The organism is Hyphomonas sp. BRH_c22 (assembly GCF_000961795.1).
Classification (GTDB): Bacteria; Pseudomonadota; Alphaproteobacteria; order Caulobacterales; family Hyphomonadaceae; genus Hyphomonas.
The window spans coordinates 14,406-35,795 of record NZ_LADU01000054.1 but is presented as its reverse complement, the minus strand read 5'-3'; the positions used below and the strand labels follow the sequence as shown (position 1 = coordinate 35,795).

The 21,390-nt window shown below is 61.8% G+C and carries 20 protein-coding genes; 10 read left to right on the top strand and 10 right to left on the bottom strand.

Annotated elements, in window-relative coordinates:
- Window positions 1-59: 59 nt before the first annotated feature.
- The 3 genes from glmU (at window position 60) to gor (ending at window position 3,631) form a co-directional block, all read left to right on the top strand.
- Entirely contained in the window at window positions 60-1,433 is a 1,374-nt protein-coding gene (gene glmU, locus VR74_RS06925) for a bifunctional UDP-N-acetylglucosamine diphosphorylase/glucosamine-1-phosphate N-acetyltransferase GlmU (RefSeq protein ID WP_045695449.1), read from the top strand.
- A 5-nt stretch (window positions 1,434-1,438) separates the two neighbouring features.
- Window positions 1,439-2,140 carry a ribose-5-phosphate isomerase RpiA gene (gene rpiA / locus VR74_RS06920; RefSeq protein WP_045695448.1) on the top strand — a complete coding sequence of 234 codons (702 nt, stop codon included), beginning with the start codon at window positions 1,439-1,441 and terminating at the stop codon, window positions 2,138-2,140.
- 96 nt (window positions 2,141-2,236) lie between these two features.
- On the top strand, window positions 2,237-3,631 hold the full coding sequence (gene gor, locus VR74_RS06915) for a glutathione-disulfide reductase (RefSeq protein WP_045695447.1): 1,395 nt from the start codon (window positions 2,237-2,239) through the stop codon (window positions 3,629-3,631).
- 9 nt (window positions 3,632-3,640) lie between these two features.
- Here gor and VR74_RS06910 read toward each other — a convergent pair whose 3' ends face one another.
- The gene (locus tag VR74_RS06910; protein WP_045695446.1) at window positions 3,641-4,939 is read right to left on the bottom strand and encodes an AAA family ATPase; all 1,299 of its coding nucleotides are present in this window, start codon (window positions 4,937-4,939) and stop codon (window positions 3,641-3,643) included.
- 151 nt (window positions 4,940-5,090) lie between these two features.
- Here VR74_RS06910 and VR74_RS06905 point away from each other — a divergent pair, with 151 nt between their 5' ends.
- Together VR74_RS06905 and VR74_RS06900 are read left to right on the top strand one after the other, a co-directional pair.
- Complete coding sequence (locus VR74_RS06905) at window positions 5,091-6,470, top strand: class II 3-deoxy-7-phosphoheptulonate synthase (protein WP_045695444.1); 1,380 nt, start codon at window positions 5,091-5,093, stop codon at window positions 6,468-6,470.
- 18 nt (window positions 6,471-6,488) lie between these two features.
- Window positions 6,489-7,901 carry an MATE family efflux transporter gene (locus VR74_RS06900; protein ID WP_045695443.1) on the top strand — a complete coding sequence of 471 codons (1,413 nt, stop codon included), beginning with the start codon at window positions 6,489-6,491 and terminating at the stop codon, window positions 7,899-7,901.
- 36 nt (window positions 7,902-7,937) lie between these two features.
- Here the strand turns inward: VR74_RS06900 and VR74_RS06895 are convergent, their stop codons facing one another.
- The 3 genes from VR74_RS06895 to VR74_RS06885 form a co-directional block, all read right to left on the bottom strand.
- Window positions 7,938-8,204: an HU family DNA-binding protein gene (locus VR74_RS06895; protein ID WP_034738305.1), complete on the bottom strand. Its 267-nt coding sequence runs from the start codon at window positions 8,202-8,204 to the stop codon at window positions 7,938-7,940.
- A 99-nt stretch (window positions 8,205-8,303) separates the two neighbouring features.
- Window positions 8,304-9,215: a hypothetical protein gene (locus VR74_RS06890; protein WP_045695441.1), complete on the bottom strand. Its 912-nt coding sequence runs from the start codon at window positions 9,213-9,215 to the stop codon at window positions 8,304-8,306.
- 57 nt (window positions 9,216-9,272) lie between these two features.
- A complete protein-coding gene (locus VR74_RS06885) occupies window positions 9,273-10,295 on the bottom strand; it encodes an NADP-dependent oxidoreductase (RefSeq protein WP_045695439.1) in 1,023 nt (340 codons plus the stop codon).
- 177 nt (window positions 10,296-10,472) lie between these two features.
- Between VR74_RS06885 and VR74_RS06880 the strand changes: the two genes are divergently transcribed.
- Entirely contained in the window at window positions 10,473-11,396 is a 924-nt protein-coding gene (locus VR74_RS06880; RefSeq protein ID WP_045695437.1) for a Gfo/Idh/MocA family oxidoreductase, read from the top strand.
- 1 nt (window position 11,397) lies between these two features.
- Here the strand turns inward: VR74_RS06880 and pth are convergent, their stop codons facing one another.
- Both pth and VR74_RS06870 read right to left on the bottom strand, forming a co-directional pair.
- Complete coding sequence (gene pth / locus VR74_RS06875; protein ID WP_045695435.1) at window positions 11,398-12,012, bottom strand: aminoacyl-tRNA hydrolase; 615 nt, start codon at window positions 12,010-12,012, stop codon at window positions 11,398-11,400.
- Window positions 12,013-12,098: 86 nt separating this feature from the next.
- A complete protein-coding gene (locus VR74_RS06870) occupies window positions 12,099-12,752 on the bottom strand; it encodes a 50S ribosomal protein L25/general stress protein Ctc (RefSeq protein WP_045695433.1) in 654 nt (217 codons plus the stop codon).
- A 213-nt stretch (window positions 12,753-12,965) separates the two neighbouring features.
- Here VR74_RS06870 and VR74_RS06865 point away from each other — a divergent pair, with 213 nt between their 5' ends.
- From VR74_RS06865 to acs, 3 genes are all read left to right on the top strand, one after another.
- A complete protein-coding gene (locus tag VR74_RS06865) occupies window positions 12,966-13,232 on the top strand; it encodes a DUF4212 domain-containing protein (RefSeq protein WP_045695431.1) in 267 nt (88 codons plus the stop codon).
- Between the two features lie 9 nt (window positions 13,233-13,241).
- The gene (locus tag VR74_RS06860; protein ID WP_045695429.1) at window positions 13,242-15,020 is read left to right on the top strand and encodes a sodium:solute symporter family protein; all 1,779 of its coding nucleotides are present in this window, start codon (window positions 13,242-13,244) and stop codon (window positions 15,018-15,020) included.
- Between the two features lie 190 nt (window positions 15,021-15,210).
- Entirely contained in the window at window positions 15,211-17,157 is a 1,947-nt protein-coding gene (acs, locus tag VR74_RS06855; RefSeq protein WP_045695428.1) for an acetate--CoA ligase, read from the top strand.
- On the opposite strand, the gene VR74_RS06850 is transcribed toward acs, so the two are convergent.
- Both VR74_RS06850 and VR74_RS06845 read right to left on the bottom strand, forming a co-directional pair.
- Window positions 17,154-18,710: a stimulus-sensing domain-containing protein gene (locus VR74_RS06850; RefSeq protein WP_299949783.1), complete on the bottom strand. Its 1,557-nt coding sequence runs from the start codon at window positions 18,708-18,710 to the stop codon at window positions 17,154-17,156. The genes acs and VR74_RS06850 overlap by 4 nt on opposite strands.
- Window positions 18,711-18,791: 81 nt before the next feature.
- Entirely contained in the window at window positions 18,792-19,256 is a 465-nt protein-coding gene (locus tag VR74_RS06845; RefSeq protein WP_045695425.1) for a peptidylprolyl isomerase, read from the bottom strand.
- 113 nt (window positions 19,257-19,369) lie between these two features.
- On the opposite strand from VR74_RS06845, the gene VR74_RS06840 reads away from it, so the two are divergent.
- Window positions 19,370-19,840 carry a DUF3995 domain-containing protein gene (locus tag VR74_RS06840; RefSeq protein WP_045695423.1) on the top strand — a complete coding sequence of 157 codons (471 nt, stop codon included), beginning with the start codon at window positions 19,370-19,372 and terminating at the stop codon, window positions 19,838-19,840.
- Here the strand turns inward: VR74_RS06840 and VR74_RS06835 are convergent.
- Together VR74_RS06835 and VR74_RS06830 are read right to left on the bottom strand one after the other, a co-directional pair.
- On the bottom strand, window positions 19,824-20,474 hold the full coding sequence (locus tag VR74_RS06835) for a hypothetical protein (RefSeq protein WP_045695422.1): 651 nt from the start codon (window positions 20,472-20,474) through the stop codon (window positions 19,824-19,826). The genes VR74_RS06840 and VR74_RS06835 overlap by 17 nt on opposite strands.
- Window positions 20,446-21,138: a response regulator transcription factor gene (locus tag VR74_RS06830; RefSeq protein WP_034738323.1), complete on the bottom strand. Its 693-nt coding sequence runs from the start codon at window positions 21,136-21,138 to the stop codon at window positions 20,446-20,448. Before VR74_RS06830 ends, VR74_RS06835 begins: the two co-directional genes overlap by 29 nt.
- Window positions 21,139-21,390: the final 252 nt, after the last annotated feature.

Sequence of the window (21,390 nt, the reverse complement as noted above, 5' to 3'; positions counted from 1 at the left end):
CGCCTTGAATCGGCCTTTGGTCTAGGCGAAAGGTCTGGGGAAAGCGAGAGGGCCTGCCCGTGACGAATATCGCCAGAGACCGCGCCGCCATTATCCTTGCCGCAGGCAAGGGTACGCGCATGAAGTCCGGCCTGCCAAAGGTCATGCACGCCGTCGGCGGCCGTCCCATGATCGACTGGTCGATCGAGCTTGCCCGCAATGCCGGCTGCTCGCGTATCGTCGTCATCGCCCATCCGTCGCAAACCGTCCTCATCGACCATGTCACCGCCAGCCTGGGCCGCGATGCGATTGCCTTTCAGGATCCGCCACAAGGCACGGGCCATGCCGTCCAGTGTGCCGAAGCCGCCCTCACAGGGTTCGTTGGCGACCTTGTTGTCCTCTATGGCGACAGTCCTCTCGTGCCTGTCAGCGCCATCGAAGACCTTTATGCTGTGCTCGAAACCGGGGCGGCGCTCGGCGTGCTGGGCTTCGAGGCGGCCGAGCCCGGTCTCTATGGGCGTCTCATCCTCGCCGGTGATGGCGACCTTGAGGCCATCGTCGAGGCGCGCGAGGCGACACCTCAGCAGCTTGTGGTCCGCCTCTGCAATTCCGGCGTCATGGCGGGCCGCGCTGAAACCATGTTCCGTCTACTCAGGCGTGTGACCAACCAGAACGCCAAGGGCGAGTATTACCTGACAGACCTTGTCGGGCTGGCGCGGAGCGAGGGCGCCATCTGCAAGGCCGTACGTTGCGCAGAAGCGGACCTGATCGGATGCGACAGCAAGTCAGACCTTGCGCAGGCTGAAGCCATCTTCCAGGCGCGCCGCCGCCTTGAAGCCCTGGAATCGGGCGTCACGCTGGTTGCGCCCGAAACCGTTTTCTTTTCCCACGACACCATTCTGGAGGCCGATGTGCTGGTGGAGCCCAATGTCGTCTTCGGCCCGGGCGTCCACGTAAAAGGCGGCGCGCGAATCCGGGCCTTCAGTCACCTTGAAGGCGCCATCGTCGCGACGGGCTGCGAGATTGGCCCCTATGCGCGGCTCCGCCCCGGCACCGTTCTCGAAGCCGGTGTCCGCGTCGGCAATTTCGTCGAGACCAAGAACACGCATATGGGTGAAGGCGCCAAGGCAAACCATCTCGCCTATCTCGGCGATGGCCAGATTGGCGCGCAGGCCAATATCGGCGCCGGCACCATTTTCTGCAACTATGATGGCTTCATGAAACACCAGACCATCGTGGGGGACGGGGCCTTCATCGGCTCGAATTCCTCACTGGTCGCGCCGGTTGAAATCGGCAAGGGCGCGATTGTCGGATCCGGCAGTGTCATCACCACGAATGTGCAAGCTGATGCACTCGCCGTCGCACGCGGAAAACGTGTCGAACACCAGGGCTGGGCGATCAGCTTCAGAACCCGTAAAAGCGCCGAAAAGGCTGCCGCCAGCAAGAAGGATTAGCCAGGATGGCAAACGAGCACGAAAAGGAAAACGCGGCGCAGGCTGCGATGGAATATGTCGAGGATGGCATGACCATCGGTCTCGGAACCGGTTCCACGGCCAAATACTTTGTCGAGATGCTGGCAGACGAGGTCGCCGATGGCTTGCTCGTTCGCTGCATCGAGACGAGTGAGCAGACGCGGGCGCTCGCCACCAGCCTCGGCGTGCCGCTGGTTCCCTTCGAACAGGTCGACCGGATCCACCTGACCGTGGACGGGGCCGACGAGGTCGACAGCAACGGCTATCTCATCAAGGGCGGCGGAGCGGCGCTTCTGCGCGAGAAGATTATTGCCAGCGCCAGCGATCACATGGTGGTGATCGCCGACCCCTCGAAACAGGTCGAACGCCTCGGCGCTTTCCCGCTTCCGGTCGAAGTTACGCCGTTCGGATACACCATCACCGCCAAGAAGGTTTATGACGTCCTGTGCGCTGCGGGGATCGACCGCCCAAGGGTCGAATTGCGCAAGCAAGCGGGCAGTATGGACCTCTTGGTCACCGACGGCGGCAACCACATTCTCGACTGCCATTGCGGCCGGATTCCGGACGCCGAAGCCCTCGCCGCGCGCCTCTCCAATGTGCCCGGCGTGGTCGAGCACGGCCTGTTCATCAATATCGCGCGCACCGTGATCATCGGCAATGAAAACGGCGCAACCGTGTTTGAATTCTAGGCTTCGCCTCTTACATCTGCAGAAGAATCAACGGATTGCCCGCAGCCGCGCCCCAAGGTGCGTTGAACAACTCGGGCCGCACACAAGGATTGCCCGATGGCTGACACGAGCTACGACTTTGATCTATTCGTCATCGGAGGCGGTTCCGGCGGTGTGCGCGCCGCGCGCCTGGCTGCGCTCTCGGGAGCCAAAGTCGCGGTGGCGGAAGAATACCGGATGGGCGGCACCTGCGTCATCCGCGGCTGTGTGCCGAAAAAGTTCATGGTCTATGCCAGCGGCTACGGAAAGCACATCAAGCATGCCAGGGGGTATGGCTGGAGCGTCGGCCAAGTGTCCTACGACCACGAGGTTTTCGCGACAGCCATGCATGCCGAAGTCGACCGCTTGTCCGGCATCTATCACCGCAACCTCGTGAATGCCGGCGTCGAAATCATCGAAGAGCGCGCCGAATTTGTCGACGCCAACACGCTGCGCCTCAAGGCCAGCGGCAAGACGGTCACGGCCCGCAAGATCCTGATAGCCGTCGGTGGCCGCCCGTGGATGCCTTCGGCCGAGGAATTGCCGGGCGTCGAGCACGCCATCACTTCGAACGAGATATTCCATCTCGAAACCCTGCCCAAACACCTCGTTATCGCGGGCGGCGGCTATATCGCGGTAGAGTTCGCCCACGTCTTTGCCGGGCTGGGTGTGAAGACATGCCTCGTCTATCGCGGCGATACGGTACTGCGCGGATTTGATGAAGATGTCCGCATGGCGGTCCATGAGGGCCTGAAGGAGGCTGGCGTGCGCGTCATCACGCAAACCGTGTTCGAGAAGATCGAGAAGACTGACGGCGACCTTCCGCTCCGCATCCAGCTCAAGAACGGTCACCACCTGGAGGCCGACGTGATCATGATGGCCGTTGGGCGCTGCCCGAATACGGACGGGCTTGGCTGCGAAGCGGCCGGTATTGCGCTTGACGCCAATGGCGCTGTCATCGTGGACGAATGGTCGAAGACCAATGTCCCGAGCATCTGGGCTGTCGGTGACGTGACCGACCGTGTCGCACTGACACCTGTTGCTATCCGGGAAGGTCACGCCTTCGCCGAGACCGAGTTCTACGACAAGCCATGGCACTTTGATCATTCAGACATCCCGACGGCCGTGTTCACCCAGCCGGAAGTTGGAACCGTGGGAATGTCGGAGGCTGACGCGCGTAAAAAGTACGGCAATGTCGATATCTACAAGACCCGGTTCCGGCCGATGAAAAACATGCTCAATGGCGATACCAGCCGGGTCCTCATGAAGCTGGTCGTCAAGCCGGACGACGAGCGCGTCCTTGGCGTCCATATCGTCGGCGAAGACGCTGCCGAAATGATCCAGGCCATCGGCATTGCGATCAAGATGGGTGTCACCAAGCCCGACTTTGACCGGACATGCGCCCTGCATCCAAGCGTCGCCGAGGAGCTGGTCACGATGCGCCAGAAATGGGTGCCCGAAGTCACCGCCTGATCCCGCTCACTACCTCTCGAGCAGGGCCTGCAACTCCATGCCCACGGTCTTCAGGCTTTCGCGGACAGACTTCAGTCCGCCGCCCCGGCCGGAGTGAATCAACAGCTGCCGCCAGGGTGGCTGGCCATCCTTTGGCGCCTTCACCACAAGGTGACCTGAGCGGGGCAGGGCTGATTTCAGCAACGCCTTGGACAGCGGGAAACCGGCTTTTATGTCGAAGGCCCCATTGCGCGCATCGGCCTCGAATGTCGATTGCTCGCTGCGCCCGACTGCATTGAACAAGACGGAAAGCGCCGGCCGCTTGCTCTCTTCGACCTGTTCCGAGATCACCTGGTTCAGCAGCCGCACGCCCCGCAGCGAATAGACGTCAGCGTGCATGGGAGCCAGCACCCGGTCCGCCACTTCCAGCGCGCAGCGCGTCAGGAAAGTCGCATTCGGGTTGGTGTCGAAGACGATCAGGTCATATTCGCTGCGATAATTGTCGACCATGCGAAGGAACTGGGCCTTCACCTTCAAGAGCGCCTCAGAATCGTTCGCGAAGGCGTACTTCGAAATCTCGAATTGACCCGAAATGAGGTCCAGCCTGCCGCCGGGGCTGCCTTCACCCATCAGGTCGTGGACAAGATCCTGGCGCGGCGCCGCTGCGAATGGTTCGGTCGACAGCGTCAGCCAGCTCTCGCCCGGACTCACGACATCCCGTGAATGCAGGCGCGACCGCTCGAACAGGGAAATCACGGACCGGTCAGCCGCAGCGCTCGCATCGGCATATTCCATGTCGAAGAATGTCTGCGTCAGGTTATATTGCGGGTCGAGATCGACGAGCAGCACGCGCCCGCCCAGCGCCCCCTGCCACGCGCCGAACACCTGGCTCGTCACCGTCGTCTTACCGACGCCGCCTTTCAGGTTCATCACGGCCAGCACGGGGCACTTGCGCTTGTAGGCCTTCTGCACCTGGTTCACGAGTTGCTCGGTCCCGTCAGGCAGCGTCGATGACAGCTTCAGGTGCGGCAGGACTTCGTGCTTGAAAAAGCCGTTCAGGCGCGCCTTGTCGATCTGGTAGGGAATGAGCCGCAGATTGCGCGCCTTGGCGCGCTCCACGTCCTGGCGAACGGATTTGGATCTGACAGAGCTGGCCGAGACCAGGACGATCATCGCGAACGCGTCATCGATGGCCTGGTCGGCTTTCGGGCGGTCCTGGCTCTCGTTCGGCGCGTACCAATCGGGGATTGCGGCCATGCGCAGCGCCTCGTGAATTTCGAGCAGCGCGTCGAGATCCTGGGATGAATGGCTGATGTAGACATGCGACATGCGGCTTTGACGGTCCTTCAGGTGGCGGCTGTGATCCCGTTTCTAAAGGGCTTAGCGCTGATTCCACCACCTTTGTGCTGTGAAATTGTGGTGAAACTTGAGCAAGGGACGTCCATGTGATTTATGCAGCATTCGAACGGAGCAATGGAACATGACCTGGACACCTTCAGATTGGCGGAAACTGCCCGCCAAGCACATCCCGTCGGACTATCCCGACGCTGCAGCCCTTGCTGCAGTAGAGGCGCGCCTGAAAGGCTATCCGCCGCTCGTGTTTGCAGGTGAAGCGCGGCGTCTGAAAAAGCGCCTGGCAGAGGTCGCTGCCGGCGAGGCATTCCTGCTTCAGGGCGGAGATTGCGCCGAGAGCTTCAAGGAGTTCCACCCGGACAACATCCGCGACACGTTCCGCGTCATCCTGCAAATGGCGGTCGTGCTGACATTTGCGGCTGCCAAGCCGGTCGTGAAAGTGGGTCGCATTGCGGGCCAGTTCGCCAAGCCACGTTCGGAGCCCATCGAAACCATTGATGGCGTCACGCTGCCGTCCTACCGGGGCGACAATATCAACGGTATGGATTTCACGCCGGAGGCGCGCATCCCCGATCCTGAGCGTCTGATGCAGGCCTATTCGCAATCGGCCGCCACGCTGAACCTGCTGCGGGCTTTCAGCCAGGGCGGGTATGCTGACCTGTCCAACGTCCACCGCTGGATGCTCGGCTTCGTCGACCGCAGCCCCCAGGGCGAACGGTATGAGGCCTTGGCCGACCAGATCACCAAATCGATGGACTTCATGGCCGCATGCGGCGTGACATCGAACAGCGTGCCGCAAATGGCGCAGGTCGAATTCTACACCAGCCACGAGGCCCTGCTTCTTGGCTATGAAGAAGCGATGACCCGCATCGATTCCACATCGGGCGACTGGTACGACACCTCGGCCCATATGCTGTGGATCGGTCACCGGACCCGCCAGGTCGATCACGCCCATGTCAATTTCTGCAAGGGCGTGAAGAATCCGATCGGCATCAAGTGCGGTCCGGGCATGGAAACCGACGAGCTGTTGCGCCTGATTGATGTGCTCAACCCGGCGGACGAGGCTGGCCGCATTACGCTGATCTCGCGCTTTGGTTCTGACGGCGTCGAAAAAGGGCTCCCGCCGCTGGCCCGCGCCATCAAGAAGAGCGGGCGCACGGTCGTCTGGTCCTGTGATCCGATGCACGGCAACACGCTGAAAACCGAGAGCGGTTTCAAGACGCGTCCTGTTGACCGTATCCTGTCCGAAGTGCGCCAGTTCATCGACGTCCTGTCGGCCGAGGGCTGCTATCCCGGCGGCGTCCATTTCGAGATGACCGGCCAGAATGTCACCGAATGTATCGGTGGCGCTCAGGCAATCTCGGAGGGAGACCTGTCGTCACGATACCACACTCACTGCGATCCTCGCCTGAATGGCGAACAGGCGCTTGAACTCGCGTTCATGATCGCCGAAAAGCTGCAGGGAGTAGGCCGGGGCGAGACGAATATCTCCCTCAAGGCCGGATAATCAGGGACGAAACAACCAATGGCTCGCGCAGGCTGGCCCGCCTGGGCGCGGGCCTCCGACATTTCGGATTTGCTTCGGCTGTCCGTGCCGATCGCGATTTCGCGCATGTCGATGATGCTCATGGGCATCACCGATGCGATCGTGCTTGGCCAGTATGCGCCGGGAGAATTGCCCTTCATCCTCAACTCCTGGCTGCCGATGGGTGTCTCCCTCGGTTTCGGCATGGGGCTGCTGCTCGGCACGCAGGTGCTGACATCAGAACTGCTGGGGATTGGACACAAGGCTGAGACCGGCCGGATCTTCCGGCGGGGACTGTGGGCAGCACTGGGCCTCGGCGTGATATTGACCTCATTGGTCTTTTTCGGCGCAGAGCCGCTGTTTCACTGGATCTTCGTGACCATTGCGCCCGTGTCGGAAGCCGCAGACAAGCTGCCGCCTGAATTCATCGCGACAGAAACCGCCAAGGTGACGCGCATCCTCTCCAGCGGCCTGCTGGCCTTCATGGTGTCGCAGGTTTGCAGCTTCTATCTGGAGGCCCTGCGCCGTCCGCTGCTGGTCACGGTAGTGATGTATGTGGGTGTGGTGATCAACCTCGTGCTGGACCTGGCCTTTGTCGGCGGCTGGTGGGGCGTCACCCCGATGGGCGCGGAGGGCGTCGCCTGGGCGACGACAGGCTCCCGCTGGCTGCTGACGATCGCGATGTTCATCCTGGTCATCGTGATGACTCCCGCATTCCGCAAGTCGGTCGCCGGTCCGTTTGGTGAGGCGCGGCGCCAGTTCAATGTCGGCATCGGCACCGCCATCAGCAATGTCGCTGAATGGGGTGGCTTCAACATGACCTATATTATCGCGACCTGGATCAGCCTCGCGGCCAACTCGATCTATGGCTACGCCATCCAGATCGTCGGCCTCTGCTTCATGTTCTATCTGGGCATCGGGTCGGCCACGAGCGTTCGGGTGGCCGAGGCGTTCGGGCGCGGCAATGCTGACCAGATCCGGAATGCCAGCCGCCTCGGTGTCGCGGCGACGGTCGTGATGGGCATCATTCTGGGCATTATTCTCGTCCTTTTCCACGGCCCGATTTCACGCATCCTGGTGCGGCCTGACGCTGTGCTGAACGGGATCGTACTGGCCCCGGCGATTGCGGGCCTTCTGGCGCTCGCAGCAGCGGCCTCGATCTTCGACGGGCTTCAGGCAACGTCTTCCATGGCGCTGCGAGCGCAGGAAATCGTCTGGTCTCCCAGCATCATCCACATTGGCTCGTTCTTCTTCGTGATGATCCCGGCCTGCTACATGCTCGGACTTGTGGCGGGCAGGGGTGCGCAGGGCATGATGGAAGGCGCGTTCATCGGCATGGCTGTTGCCGGTGTGGGGCAGACCCTGCTTCTGGAATTGAAAACGGCGCGCTTGCCTAGCAAACGCGCCGCCTGAATTTCGGGGTAGGCCTCCGATAAGAAGGCCGAAGCCCTAGAGGTCTTTCAGAGCCGTGGCTGGTTTGAAAGCCAGGGATGTCTTTTCCGGGATCTTGATCTTGTCGCCAGTCGCCGGGTTACGGCCTTCACGTGCGTTGCGGGTCTTGGCCGCGAACGTACCAAAGCCGGCGATTGCAACTTGCTGACGCGACTTCGCTGCAGCAGCGATTGTGTCGAAAACAGCGTCAACAGCCTTGCCAGCTTCGCTTTGCGAGAGGCCGGATTCGGCAGCAACTGCCTTTGTAAGTTCACCCTTGTTCATAGGGGTTCTCCTCTAAGTTAAACGGCGATCCCCCGCCGTTGCGCCGACATGCCCACGATTCGTTTTGCGTGAACACGCCGAAACGCCAGTAAACACAGGCTATACGCCGAGAATCCAGCCCTCTTCGGCCTGAATCTGCTCGATTTTTCCCGCGTCAAGCGATTTGCCTGTGGAAAACGCGCCTCCGAGCAGGCCTTTTTCGTCGAGTTGCGAATAATGACGGGCGATCTCACGAACCTGCGCTTCGTCGAGTGTTTCACCTTTTTCGGCTTTTACCTTCACTTGGGCAGGGTAAATTTCCGCCATGACGACCTCGATGCCTTCAAGGTCATCGGCGGTCATTTCACCCGTTCCGGTTTCAAAGGGCCAGATCCGCGCATTCGGCCAGGCCGCTCGCAATGCATGGACATGCGGAATGCCGGTCAGCGACTGGCTGCCGACGCTCCCGGTATAGGCAAGCTGCCAGACAGACTTTGGCTGGCCCAGCTTTTTGTCCCGCAGATACGTCTCGACGATGCGGAACTCCGGCAGGGGCTGGCCCGCATAGTCCGGCTTCGTCGATGACAGGGTCGAGACAACGTCGCGCGCAGGCGCTCCCCAGAACGGGTACGGGCCTTTTGATATGGCATAGTTCATCCCGGCGGCGATGGCATAGCGCGCGTTGGAATTGTCCGGCTTGTCCTTCAGCTTCTTGGAAAGGTGCGCGTGCATGGCGGCCCAGGCAGGCTGTGACGCCACGTCGAGACCGAGCGCCTTCGCGGTCCCCGCTGGGTAGCCGAGCGAAAAATCGAAGCCGAGCAGGATACGGTCGCCGCGCCTTGTCAGCTTGGCGACCATGTCCTCCAGGAATTCGCGCGCCTTGAGCCGCGTATCGATATTGACCGCCTTGAACTGCAGCTTCAGGCGGGCATCCTTGGCAAGGATGCCGATCCAGATTGAATTGGCGCCAAGCGCCGGCTTCGTCGCCGCGCTCCAGTCCACCATGATATAGGCATCGAACAACCGAGCCATGTTTCGCGTCTCCGTGGCCGCACCGCAGCCCTGAAGACGCGGTGCGGCGAGTTTGAGTTAGGTAAGTTTGACCAACATCTTGCCGGTGTTGGCCCCTGTGAAGAGGCCCATAAAGGCTTCCGGCGCCTTGTCGATCCCTTCCATCACAGTTTGCTCGAACTTCATCTTTCCGGCCGGGATCCACTTCGCCATGTCCGCGAAGAATGCCGGCTGCATGTCGGCATGTGTCGACACGATAAAGCCCTGCAGCTTCAGCTGCTTGCCCACCGCCATGATGATATTGTGCGGGCCGACCGGTGTACCTGTCTCGTTATACTGGGCAATCATGCCGCAAAGTGCCATCCGCGCCATCGGGCGGGCAACCTCGATCGCCGCTGTCAGGTGGTCGCCGCCGACATTGTCAAAATAGACGTCGATGCCCTTGGGCGAGGCGTCCTTGAGGGCTTTCACGAGGCCCGCAAAGCCACCCGCTTTCTTGTAGTCGATGACATGATCGGCGCCGAGCGACTTCACGAAGGCGCACTTGTCGGGTCCGCCGGCAGAGCCGATCACCGTGCAGCCCTTGTTCTTGGCGATCTGGACCACGGTGGAGCCGACGGCGCCAGCCGCGCCTGATACGAAGACGATGTCGCCTTCCTTCAGCTCCGCGATGCGCAGGAGGCCTGCATAGGCGGTCAGGCCGGGCATGCCGGCAACGCCGAGGAAGGCGCTCTCGGGCAGGCCGACGTCGGGCAGTTTCTGCACCATGGCAGCCTCGGGCTTTGCCACCCAGGCGGTACGCCAGCCCAGCATGGAGGACACAAGATCGCCTTCCTTGTAGTCAGGATGCGCAGAGGCCGTCACGCGGCCGACAGCGCCGCCCTGCATCGTCTCGCCGATCTGGAAAGGCGGCACATAGCTTTCACGGTCATACATGCGGCCGCGCATGTAGGGGTCAACAGACATCCATTCATTCTGCACCTGGATCTCACCGTCCTGCGGCTCGGCAATCTCAGCGGTCTTCTTTGCGAAGTTGGCCGGCTTGGGCATGCCTTCAGGGCGGGACGCGAGGGCCCATTCAGTCGATTTCAGTTTAGCCATTGTGATTTCCTCCATTTTCGTTGTCGTTTAAGTGGACCGTGACATGGCGGCTGTGAAGGGGGCGGGCCGATTATCTTCGGTCGCGCCCGCTGCGGCCTGTGGCAATCTATGCTGCCCGCAACCCTTGCAGCAGGACGCGATGCGGTGTCATGTCCGCAGGGACAGAGGGCCTGATTGATGAACAAATTGAAAGTGGGCGTCGCGGGCGCGGGTGTGTTCGGGAACTATCACGCGCAGAAGGCGGCAGCGTCGGCGCGGACCGAATTCATGGGCGTGTACGATATCGACCAGGCCCGGGCCGAACGCGTTGCCAGCACGTTCGGTGCCCCCGGCACGTCGGACTACCGCGCCTTTCTTGAATTGTGTGACGCCATCGTGATTGCGGTTCCGGCTACCTTCCACGAGCCTTTGGCGCGTGAGGCCATCGAGGCGCACTGCCATGTGCTGGTCGAAAAGCCGCTGGCGCTCTCAGGCAAGGCAGCCCGCAGCCTTGCGGATGAAGCCGCCGCGCGCGGACGTATCCTTCAGGTCGGCCATCAGGAACGCTTTGTGGCGCGCGCCATGGGTGTTCTCTCCATCGAGGAAACACCATTGCTGATCGAATCCGTTCGCGCCGGGCCGCCTGCGCCGGAAAACCGGGCGGGTGATGTTTCCGTGATCTGGGATCTCATGATCCATGATCTTGACCTGGCTGCGATGATGCTTGGCACGGAGTTCACCGGCGTCATGGCCACGGGCAAACGGGTGCATTCAGCGCATCTGGATGAGGCCAGCGCCCAATTCACCTATGCAAGTGGCGGCGTGGCGCGGCTGCGTGCCAGCCGGGCCGCTGAGGTGCGTGAGCGGACCATGCGTGTGGTCTATCCGTCAGGCGAGATCGCGATCGACTTCCTGACACGCAAGCTGGAGAACTCCACGCCTTACGAAGTGCGCGTGGATATTGCTGCCGACCTGCCAGACCCGCTCGGCGCCGCTGATGAGGGTTTCTACGCAGCCTGCCTCGGGCTCGCCCGCAGTCCGGTGCCCGCCCATGGAGCGGTTGCGGCGGTCGCGATGGCGGAGGCAGCAGAAGCGGCCGCGCTCGCCAAGCTGGACGCCTGAACTAGCCGCGCTGTGACTGTTTGGGATCGTGCTTCGGTGCCGGCGCCAGGCGCATCACCTCGGTCTGGAAGCGCTCGTCGTCTCCGGCTGCGAGAAAGGGCAGGGCGCCCGTAATCGCCTTCTGAAGGGGCTCGAACCAGTCCTGGTCCGCCTTGGAAAAGTCCGACAATACGTAAGGCATGACCTGCGACTTGTCGCCGGGATGGCCAACACCAATACGCACGCGCCGGACATTCTCGCCCAGGTGCGCAATCATTGACCGGACACCATTATTGCCGGAATGGCCGCCGCCCTGTTTCATGCGAAGGCGGCCGGGTGCCAGGTCGATCTCGTCGTGGAACACGACCACGTCCTCGGCAGACAGTTTGTAAAACGCCGCAGCCTTTGACAGCGCCCGGCCTGATTCATTGTAGAAGGTTTCGGGTTTCACCAGCAGCGTCCTGATCCGGCCAGCGGCGGTCTCGATCGTGCCTTCGGAAATCTGGCTCTCGAACTTGGAGCGCCACGGCTGGAAGCCGAACTCGGCGTGAATCCGGTCCAGAATCATGAATCCGGCATTGTGACGGTTGCCCGCATACTTTGCGCCCGGGTTTCCCTGTCCCGCGAGGATCAGCATGGGGCGTTCTCCCTCGTGCGACCGTGCAGGGGTTGGCCGCGTGCCTGGCCCGAACAGGCCAAGCACGCTGCGCCAGACCGAACGGATCAGTCTTCGCCGCCTTCTTCAGCTGCTGCTTCGCCTTCGGCTTCAGCAGTATCAGTGTCTTCGTCCCCGTCCGTGTCGCTGACGGCGACGCGTCCGGCAATCGTGGCGATCGTGAAGTCGCGGTCATTGATCGTTGGTTCAGCGTCCGATGGAAGCTTGATGTCGGAAATCTTGATATTGTCGCCGACTTCAAGTTTCGAAACGTCAGCTTCGAGGAATTCCGGGATGTGACCGGCTGGGACGAGCAGTTCGACATTGTGACGCACGACGTTGAGCGTGCCGCCCTTTTTCAGGCCTGGCGAGACGTCTTCGCCCTTGAAGTGCACAGGCACTTCGACCTTGATCTTCTGGTTGGCAGTCACGCGGAACAGGTCGACGTGGACCGGACGGTCGGTGATCGGGTGCATCTGGATCGCCTGCGGGATCACGAGCTGCTTTTCGCCCTTGTGGACCAGCGTAGCGGTCGAAGACAGGAAGTGGCCGGTTTCAATGGCTTTCAGCACTTCTGCGAGGCGCAGGTTGATCGCAACAGGCTTGTCGCCGCCGCCATACAGGACGCCGGGCACGAAGCCATTGTTACGGGCTTCACGAGCGCCGCCGGTGCCGGTGCGCTCGCGCACTTCGACATTGAATGAAATCTGTTTCTTGGACATTTGTTTTCCTTTCGCCCTGAAGTCCGCCGCCGGACGCCCGGACGGTGACAGCCTGACACGTACGGCCTTGCGCCGTCGTTTCCAGTCGGCGCCTATAGGCGATCAGGCTTCCGCTGGCAAGCGGGGCCGGCACCCCTGGCAAGTCCTGTTTGCCTATCGCGCGGTTCTGCGGGATGACTGGGAAAACACAAAAGCCGGGGAGCATACGCAGCAATGACGGAAAAGGCGGTTGGAATCGACGGAAAAGCCTATTGGAAGGCGGTTATCCGCCTGACGGTGAGCTTGCTGGTCATCTGGTTTGCAGTGTCGTTCGGAGCGGGAATCCTGCTCCGGGGCTGGCTCGACCAGTTTCACATCGGGGGCGCCCCCCTCGGGTTCTGGTTCGCCCAGCAGGGGTCGATCTACGTCTTCGTCGGCCTCATTTTCTATTATTGCACCGCCATGCGGCGCCTCGAGCGCAAATTCGGCATCAAGGGCTAGGGGCCGATCATGGACTGGACACTCACCTGGGTCTTCGCGACCTTCGCCCTCTATATCGGCATCGCTGTCTGGGCCCGCGCAGGCTCGACCAATGATTTCTACGTCGCCGGCCATGGCGTCCATCCTGTCGTCAATGGCATGGCCACGGCGGCGGACTGGATGTCGGCGGCCTCCTTCCTGTCCATGGCAGGCCTGATTGCCGGTCTTGGCTATGGCGGATCGGTCTACCTGATGGGCTGGACCGGAGGCTATGTGCTCCTCGCGCTCCTGCTCGCACCCTTCCTGCGCGAGTTCGGCAAATTCACGGTGCCGGATTTTGTCGGCGACCGCTATTACAGTGACGCCGCCCGCGTCGTCGCCGTGATCTGCGCCCTGTTCGTGTCGTTCACCTATATCGCAGGCCAGATGTCCGGTGTCGGGCTCGCCTTCTCGCGCTTCCTGGGGGTCGACTTCAACACGGGCATTTTCGTCGGCATGGGCATTGTGTTCTTCTATGCCGTTCTGGGCGGCATGAAGGGCGTCACCTATACGCAGGTGGCCCAGTATTGCGTGCTGATCTTCGCCTATACCGTCCCCGCCATCTTCATCTCGCTTATGCTGACCGGCAATCCGGTGCCCCAGCTCGGTTTCATTTCCGACATCAAGGGTGAAGGCGTCTCCATGCTCCAGAAGCTCAACGAGACCGTCACGGGCCTCGGCTTTGCGGAATATACCAGCACCAACAAGACCATGTTCGATGTGTTCTGCATCACGGCGGCCCTGATGTTCGGCACGGCCGGCCTGCCGCATGTCATCGTGCGCTTCTTCACAGTGCCGCGTGCATCCGATGCCCGCCTCTCGGCTGGCTGGGCGCTTGTCTTCATTGCGCTCCTCTACACAGTTGCACCTGCCGTCGGCTCCTTTGCGCGCCTGAACGTCATCAGCTCCGTCAATGAAACGACCTACGTGCCTGCGGCCGCCTATGACGACGAATCGGCCGCCATCACCGAGCGCGGCGGCACGCCCAGCCCGGCCTGGTTTGCAAATTGGGAGAAGACCGGCCTTGTCGGCTTTGACGACATCAATGGCGATGGCCTGATGCAGATCCGTGGCCCGGCCGCGCCGGATGGCCTCGACAATGAGGTGACCATCAACAATGACATCTATGTCCTGGCCAATCCTGAAATCGCCAAGCTGCCCGACTGGGTGATCGGCCTCGTCGTGGCCGGCGGCCTTGCTGCGGCCCTGTCCACCGCAGCGGGCCTCCTGATGGTGATCTCGTCAGCGATCAGCCACGATCTCTGCCGGCGCACCTTCTTCAAGGGCATGTCCGACAAGACCGAACTGCGCATCGCCCGCGTCGCGGCGGCGGGGGCGGTTGTCGCCGCCGGGTTCATGGGCATTTATTCGGCCAAGCTCGCCTTCGTGGCGCAGGTCGTTGCCTTCGCCTTCGGCCTTGCGGCAGCCTCGCTGTTCCCGGTCATATTCCTCGGCATCTTCTGGAAGCGCATGAACCGGGAAGGTGCCATCGCCGCGATGCTGACCGGCCTCGTGCCGACCTTCGCCTATATCTGGCACTTCAAGCTCGGCGCCGGAAAGGCATCGACCGCGTCTGACTGGTTCCTTGGCGTTTCGCCTGAGGGCATCGGCTTTGTCTTCATGTTCGTGGCCCTCGTCGTCGGAATCATCGTCTCGCTGATGACCAAGGCGCCGCCACAGGACATCCAGGATCTCGTCGAGGATATCCGCGTGCCGGGCACACGGTCGCCGCATGGCGTGGCGGACGCGGGCATGCTGCCCGTTGATTGAGGTCTTGATGGTTATCCGAGCCCGAACTTACCCCATCGGACTGTCTCGTTTCTGATACAGTCCAATGGGTCAGGTTTATGCCGACCTGCCGCACTTGCTTTAATCCGGCCCGCAATTGGCTAGAAAACTTCTCAAGTTGCGGACTTCCCTATAAGCAACAGTCAGAAACGTTCCAAAGGAGAGGCCCGACATGAGCGACGCCAGCAAGACATATCCCGTTCCAGCCGATTTTGCCGCGAAGGCGAATCTGACGCCGGAAAAATACCGGGAGATGTATGCAGCCTCAATTGCCGACCCCGAATCCTTCTGGGGCGAGCATGGCAAGCGCCTCGACTGGATGACGCCCTATTCTGTCGTGAAGGACGTCTCGTGGGAAACCGGCGACCTGCATGTGAAATGGTATTCGGACGGCGTGCTCAACGTGTCGGCCAACTGTATCGACCGCCATCTGGCAACGCGCGGCGACAAGCCCGCCTTCATATGGGAAGGCGACGACCCGAACGACACCTTCACGGTCACCTACAAGCAGCTCCATGTCGCCGTCAGCAAGTTTGCGAACGTCCTCAAGGAGCTTGGCGTCAAGAAAGGAGACCGCGTCACCATCTACATGCCAATGATCCTGGAGGCGACCTATGCGATGCTCGCCTGTGCCCGCATCGGCGCGGTACATTCGATCGTGTTTGGCGGATTTTCGCCTGAGGCCCTCGCTGGCCGCATCGTCGACTGTGAATCCGAAGTGCTGATCACCGCCGATGAGGGCGTGCGCGGCGGGCGCAAGGTGCCGCTCAAGGTGAATGCCGACGCGGCAGCGAAGATCGCCAATGGCATGGTCAAGAAGATGCTGGTCGTCCGCCGCACCGGCTCTGAAGTCAGCATGACCGAGGGCCGGGACCATTGGCTGCACGAGGTCGGAGCCACCGTGTCGGCCGATTGCCCGCCCGAACCGATGAATGCCGAAGACCCGCTCTTCATCCTCTACACGTCCGGGTCCACAGGCAAGCCGAAGGGCGTGCTGCACACGACCGGCGGCTATCTCGTCTGGGCGTCCATGACCCACGAATATGTTTTCGACCTGAAGGAAGACGATGTCTTCTGGTGTTCGGCGGATGTCGGCTGGGTGACCGGCCACACCTATATCGTCTATGGCCCGCTTGCGAACGGCGCCACGAGTGTCCTGTTCGAAGGCATCCCGACCTATCCCGATGCCAGCCGCTTCTGGCAGGCATGCGACAAGCACAAGGTCACCATCTTCTACACTGCGCCGACGGCCATCCGCGCCCTGATGCGCGAGGGCGAAGGCCCGGTGAACAAGACGTCCCGCAAGTCCATCCGCCTCCTCGGCACCGTCGGAGAGCCGATTAATCCCGAAGCCTGGGAATGGTATTTCCACACGGTCGGCGAGGGGCGCTGCCCGATCATCGACACATGGTGGCAGACCGAAACGGGCGGCACCATGATCGTGCCGCTTCCGGGCACGACCGACATGAAGCCAGGCGCAGGCAGCCATCCCTTCTTTGGCGTCAAGCCCGCGCTGGTCGATGCCGAAGGCCAGACCCTTGAGGGCGCTGCCGACGGCAACCTGCTCATAACCGACAGCTGGCCCGGCCAGATGCGCACCGTCTATGGCGACCATCAGCGCTTCATCGACACCTATTTCACCGCCTATCCGGGCAACTATTTCACCGGCGACGGATGCCGCCGCGACGAGGACGGCTTCTACTGGATCACCGGCCGGGTGGATGACGTGATCAACGTGTCCGGCCACCGCATGGGTACGGCTGAAGTTGAAAGCGCGCTGGTCAGCCATGACGCCGTCGCAGAGGCCGCCGTTGTCGGCTATCCGCACGATATCAAGGGGCAGGGCATCTATGCCTATGTCACGCTCCGCCAGGGCGTTGAGGTGGACGACGCGCTGCGCAAGAACCTCGTTCAGCACGTGCGCAACGAGATCGGACCGATTGCATCGCCGGACCTGATCCAGTTCGCCCCGGGCCTGCCCAAGACGCGCTCCGGCAAGATCATGCGCCGCATCTTGCGCAAGATCGCCGAGAACGAGTTTTCCAATCTGGGAGACACGAGCACACTGGCAGAGCCGGAAGTCGTGAACGACCTGATCGAGAACCGCCAGAACCGCTAGATTGCCGGCAGGTCCACCACGAACCGGGCGCCGCCCTCTTCGCGGTTCTCGGCAAACACATTGCCGCGATGCGTGGCGATGATCTGCTTCACGATGGACAGGCCAAGGCCGGAATTGTTGCCGAAGGCCGTCCCTTTCGGGCGGTCAGTATAGAAGCGGTTGAAAATCTCTTCCAGCTTGTCTGCCGGAATGCCCGGCCCGGAATCCTCGACGCGCAGCCGGGCGACTGTCTGCGGCCCGCTATTGGTCTGCTCCAGTGTCACGTGCACGCTGCTGCCCGGCGGCGAGAAGGAGCGGGCATTGTCGACAAGGTTGCGGATGACCTGGCCCAGCGGCCCTTCACGAGCGCGCACCAGCAACCGGGCGCCCATCGTCGCGTCTTCGAACACGACCGTGACCGCCCCTTCGCCGTTACTCATCGATTCATAGGTGCGCACCACATCGCGCGCAAAACGCGCAATATCGATCTGTTCGCTTGGCACGCGGGTCATTTCCGCTTCGATCCGTGAGGCGTTTGAAATGTCCGTAATCAGACGGTCGAGCCGTTTCACATCTGACGCGATGACCGCGCGCAGACGTTCGCTGGCGACCGGATCGTCCTGGACGCGCTCGGCTGTTTCGATGGCTGAGCGGATCGATGTGAGCGGGTTCTTCAGTTCGTGCGCAACGTCCGCTGCAAACTGTTCGTTCGCCTCGATCCGTTCCAGCAAGGCTTCGGTCATGCCCTGCATGGAGGAGGCAAGATTGCCGATCTCGTCCTTGCGGCGGGTCAGCGCGGGAATGTCGATCCTGTCGGAGGTTCCGGAACGGATGCGGTCCGCCGCCAGCGACAGCCGCCGCAAGGGGCGGGCAATGCCCAGCGTCAGCAGGAATGATGTTATAAACGCCACCATCACGGCCACGCCGATGAACGGCACAAGCGCGGCACGTTCCGACTGGATGATTTCGTCAATGTCGCTGGCCTCCAGCGTGAGCACGCCCACAACGGCAGAGACCCGCTGTATCGGCATCGACACCGAGATGATGCGCTGGCCGCGATCGGAGAACCGCTGGCTGGCGGCGATGTCTCCCAGCACGGCGCTGTCGAATTCCTCCTCGAAGCTCTGTGTGCGCACGGCTTCTGAACTGCGCCGGGGCATGATGGGGCCGAACACGCGGCCTGCCCATTCCGACAGGGCCGCTCCGGTGCGGGCGATGCGGCTCGGTTCCTTCAGCGGGGGCAGGGCGTCGATATCGACCCGTTCCGACAGGTAGAAGCTGTCGCCGATCAATTCGCCTGCGGGCGAGTAGATGCGCGCCCGAACGCGTTCTGGCAGGTTCAGCCTGACAATGGTTTGCCGCGCCGCATCCACATCCAGGCTGGGCTCCGGCGTCGTCGCGTCTTCGCCCAGCAGGCTGGTGAAAATCTGCGCCTGCGCAACCAGGTCCTGCTTTTTCGACACGACGAAACCGGCGCGCATTTCGTTCAGGACCATCGCGCCAATAATCAGGATGGCGAGACCAGCGAGGTTCGACGCAAAGATCAGCCGGGCAATGCGCGAGCCCAGGAACATGGATCCGCGCCTTGAGCCTGGCAATCTGATGCGTTTCGACTCGCCCATCCCGTTCACCCTGATTCCGGGCTGCGGCGAATCTTAGGCGTCGGCCGCAACGCGCATGCTTACAATCTTGTCAGGATTGCGCGGCGGCTCGCCTTTCGCAAGCTGGTCGATCACATCCATGCCCTCGGTCACCTTGCCCCACACCGTGTATTGGCGGTTCAGGAAGCTGGCATCATCAAAGCAGATGAAAAACTGGCTGTTGGCGGAATTCGGCGCCGAAGTGCGCGCCATGGAACAGGTGCCGCGCACATGCGGCTCGGCGTTGAACTCGGCCTTGATGTCAGGCTTGCTCGAACCACCGGTGCCAGTGCCCTTCGGGCAGCCGACCTGGGCCATGAAGCCGGCGATCACGCGGTGGAAGACGATGCCGTCATAAAACCCCTCACGGGCGAGTTCCTTGATGCGCTCGACATGTCCGGGCGCAAGATCAGGGCGCAGTTCGATCTTCACAGGCCCTTTGGAGGTTTCAAGAAGGAGTGTGTTTTCAAGGTCGCTCATGGAAAATTCCTTATGTGTGGCGCGGGTTTATGACTGGCTATTGAATGAAGGCGATGGCGGCAAGCCCAACAGGCATGTTATTGTGTTCGTCTCACATCAGGATAGGTCAGCCCATGATTGCCCATTCCCTCTCGATCCTGCTGTCTGCCGTACTGGGTATTACAGGCCTGGTGCATCTGGCCTGGGCCTTCGGCAGCACGTTTCCCTATGCCAATGAGCAGGCGCTTGCGCGCGCCGTTGTCGGGCGCCGGGGCATCACCCGCATGCCGTCAACGGCCGCCTCTGCCCTGGTCGCCCTCTGCCTGTTCGGGGCATCGCTCTGGGCCCTTCTGCTCGGGCGCCTGGTGGAGGCACCGGTGTCAGACTGGCTGATCGCGCCCGGCGGACTGGTGCTCGCGGCTGTATTCCTGTTGCGCGGCGTGATCGGCATCCTGCCCACCTTCGAACAGGCGCTGCCCGAACAGCCGTTCCTCCGCCTCAACCGCCTGTTCTATTCGCCGCTCTGTCTCCTCATCGGCATGGCCTTTGTCGGCCTCACCATGATGATGCCGAACTGGAGCTGGCGCTTCAGCCTGTTTGGCTAGCGGGCGCGCCGAGACCGACCTCCAGGATCATCTGGTCAAGTGTCAGGCCAGCAGGGCTCGCCGTGGCCATCATCTCTGAAAAGGCCCAGTGATTGAGGGTTGCCGGGATCGTCACATCGGCCACCCGAAAGGCCGGCGCGAGTCCTCCCCCAAGGATGACGCCCGTTGCCTTGACCAGATCGGAATGGTCCATCTGCTTCGGCCGTGCATCAACGTAAACCACCATCTCGGCATTCGCCGGCCGGTGGGTGACGTTTGAAAACAGGGTGCCGGGCCGCATCACAGGATCGACACCGGCCAGCAGGGCGATGGGGCCGTGAAGCATGTGGGCCGCCCGCAGGGCCGTGTCGCTGCCCCAGCTATGTCCGACCAGCACAATTTGCTCGCCGCGCGCAAGGGCTGCATCGCAATGCGCGCGCACGGCATCGGTATCATAATGGGCAAACCAGCTGGCCGTCCGGAAATGGTCCAGACTGCGCGCCTGCAACAGGCGCTGGCGTTCCCGCACATAGTTTGCCACCAGCCGCGACTGGCCATCCGCAGCGCCACCGACATAGACTTCGGCAACGCCGCGACGGTCAGCGGCACGGGCCCGGGACCTGATTCTATTCGGTATAACGGTAGCCGACGCCATAGAGTGTTTCGATTGCATCGAACTCGTCTGTCACTTCGCGGAACTTCTTGCGCAGCCGCTTGATGTGGCTGTCAATGGTCCGGTCGTCGACATAGATCTGGTCGTCATAGGCGGCGTCCATCAGCTGGTCGCGGCTCTTCACATATCCGGGGCGCGAGGCCAGCGCCTGCAGGATCAGGAATTCGGTCACCGTCAGGCGCACCGGGTGGCCATCCCAGGTGCAGGCATGGCGGTTCGGGTCCAGCGTCAGCTTGCCGCGAACGATGGGCTTGTGGTCGCCCTCTTCAGGCCCCGCCACGCCGCCGCGCGCGCGCCGCAGCACGGCCTTCACGCGCTCGGCCAGCAGCCGGTTGGAACAGGGTTTGCGCACGAAATCATCGGCGCCGATATTGAAGCCGATCACTTCGTCGATCTCTTCGTCTTTCGACGTCAGGAAGATCACCGGCAGTTCGCTGGTCTGGCGCAGGCGGCGCAGCAGTTCCATGCCGTCCATTTTGGGCATCTTGACGTCGAGAATGGCAATGTCCGGTGGCGTTTCGGTCAGCGCCGGCAGGGCGGATTCGCCATCATGATAGGTGCGGACATTATAGCCCTCAGCCTCAAAGAACATTTTCAGCGACGCGACGATGTTCTCGTCGTCATCCACCAGTGCCAAAGTCGTCATCGCTCGATCCTTCTCGGCCAGTGCATACCCCGACGCGGGGTCTGGCCGTCTTCCAATATGGTGTTCAACCACGGTTCGCGACATGACAAAAGCCCTCCTTCGGTGCTGTCCCAATGAAAACAGCAGACTAGGGCAAGCAAACGCTCACATTACGGCGATTTAAGGAAACAAGATGGCAGGGGGCCATGATTGCCAAAGACGGTCTGTCAATTCCGTAGCGGGTGGCAGGGTTACCTGGGGATCTCGCAGAAG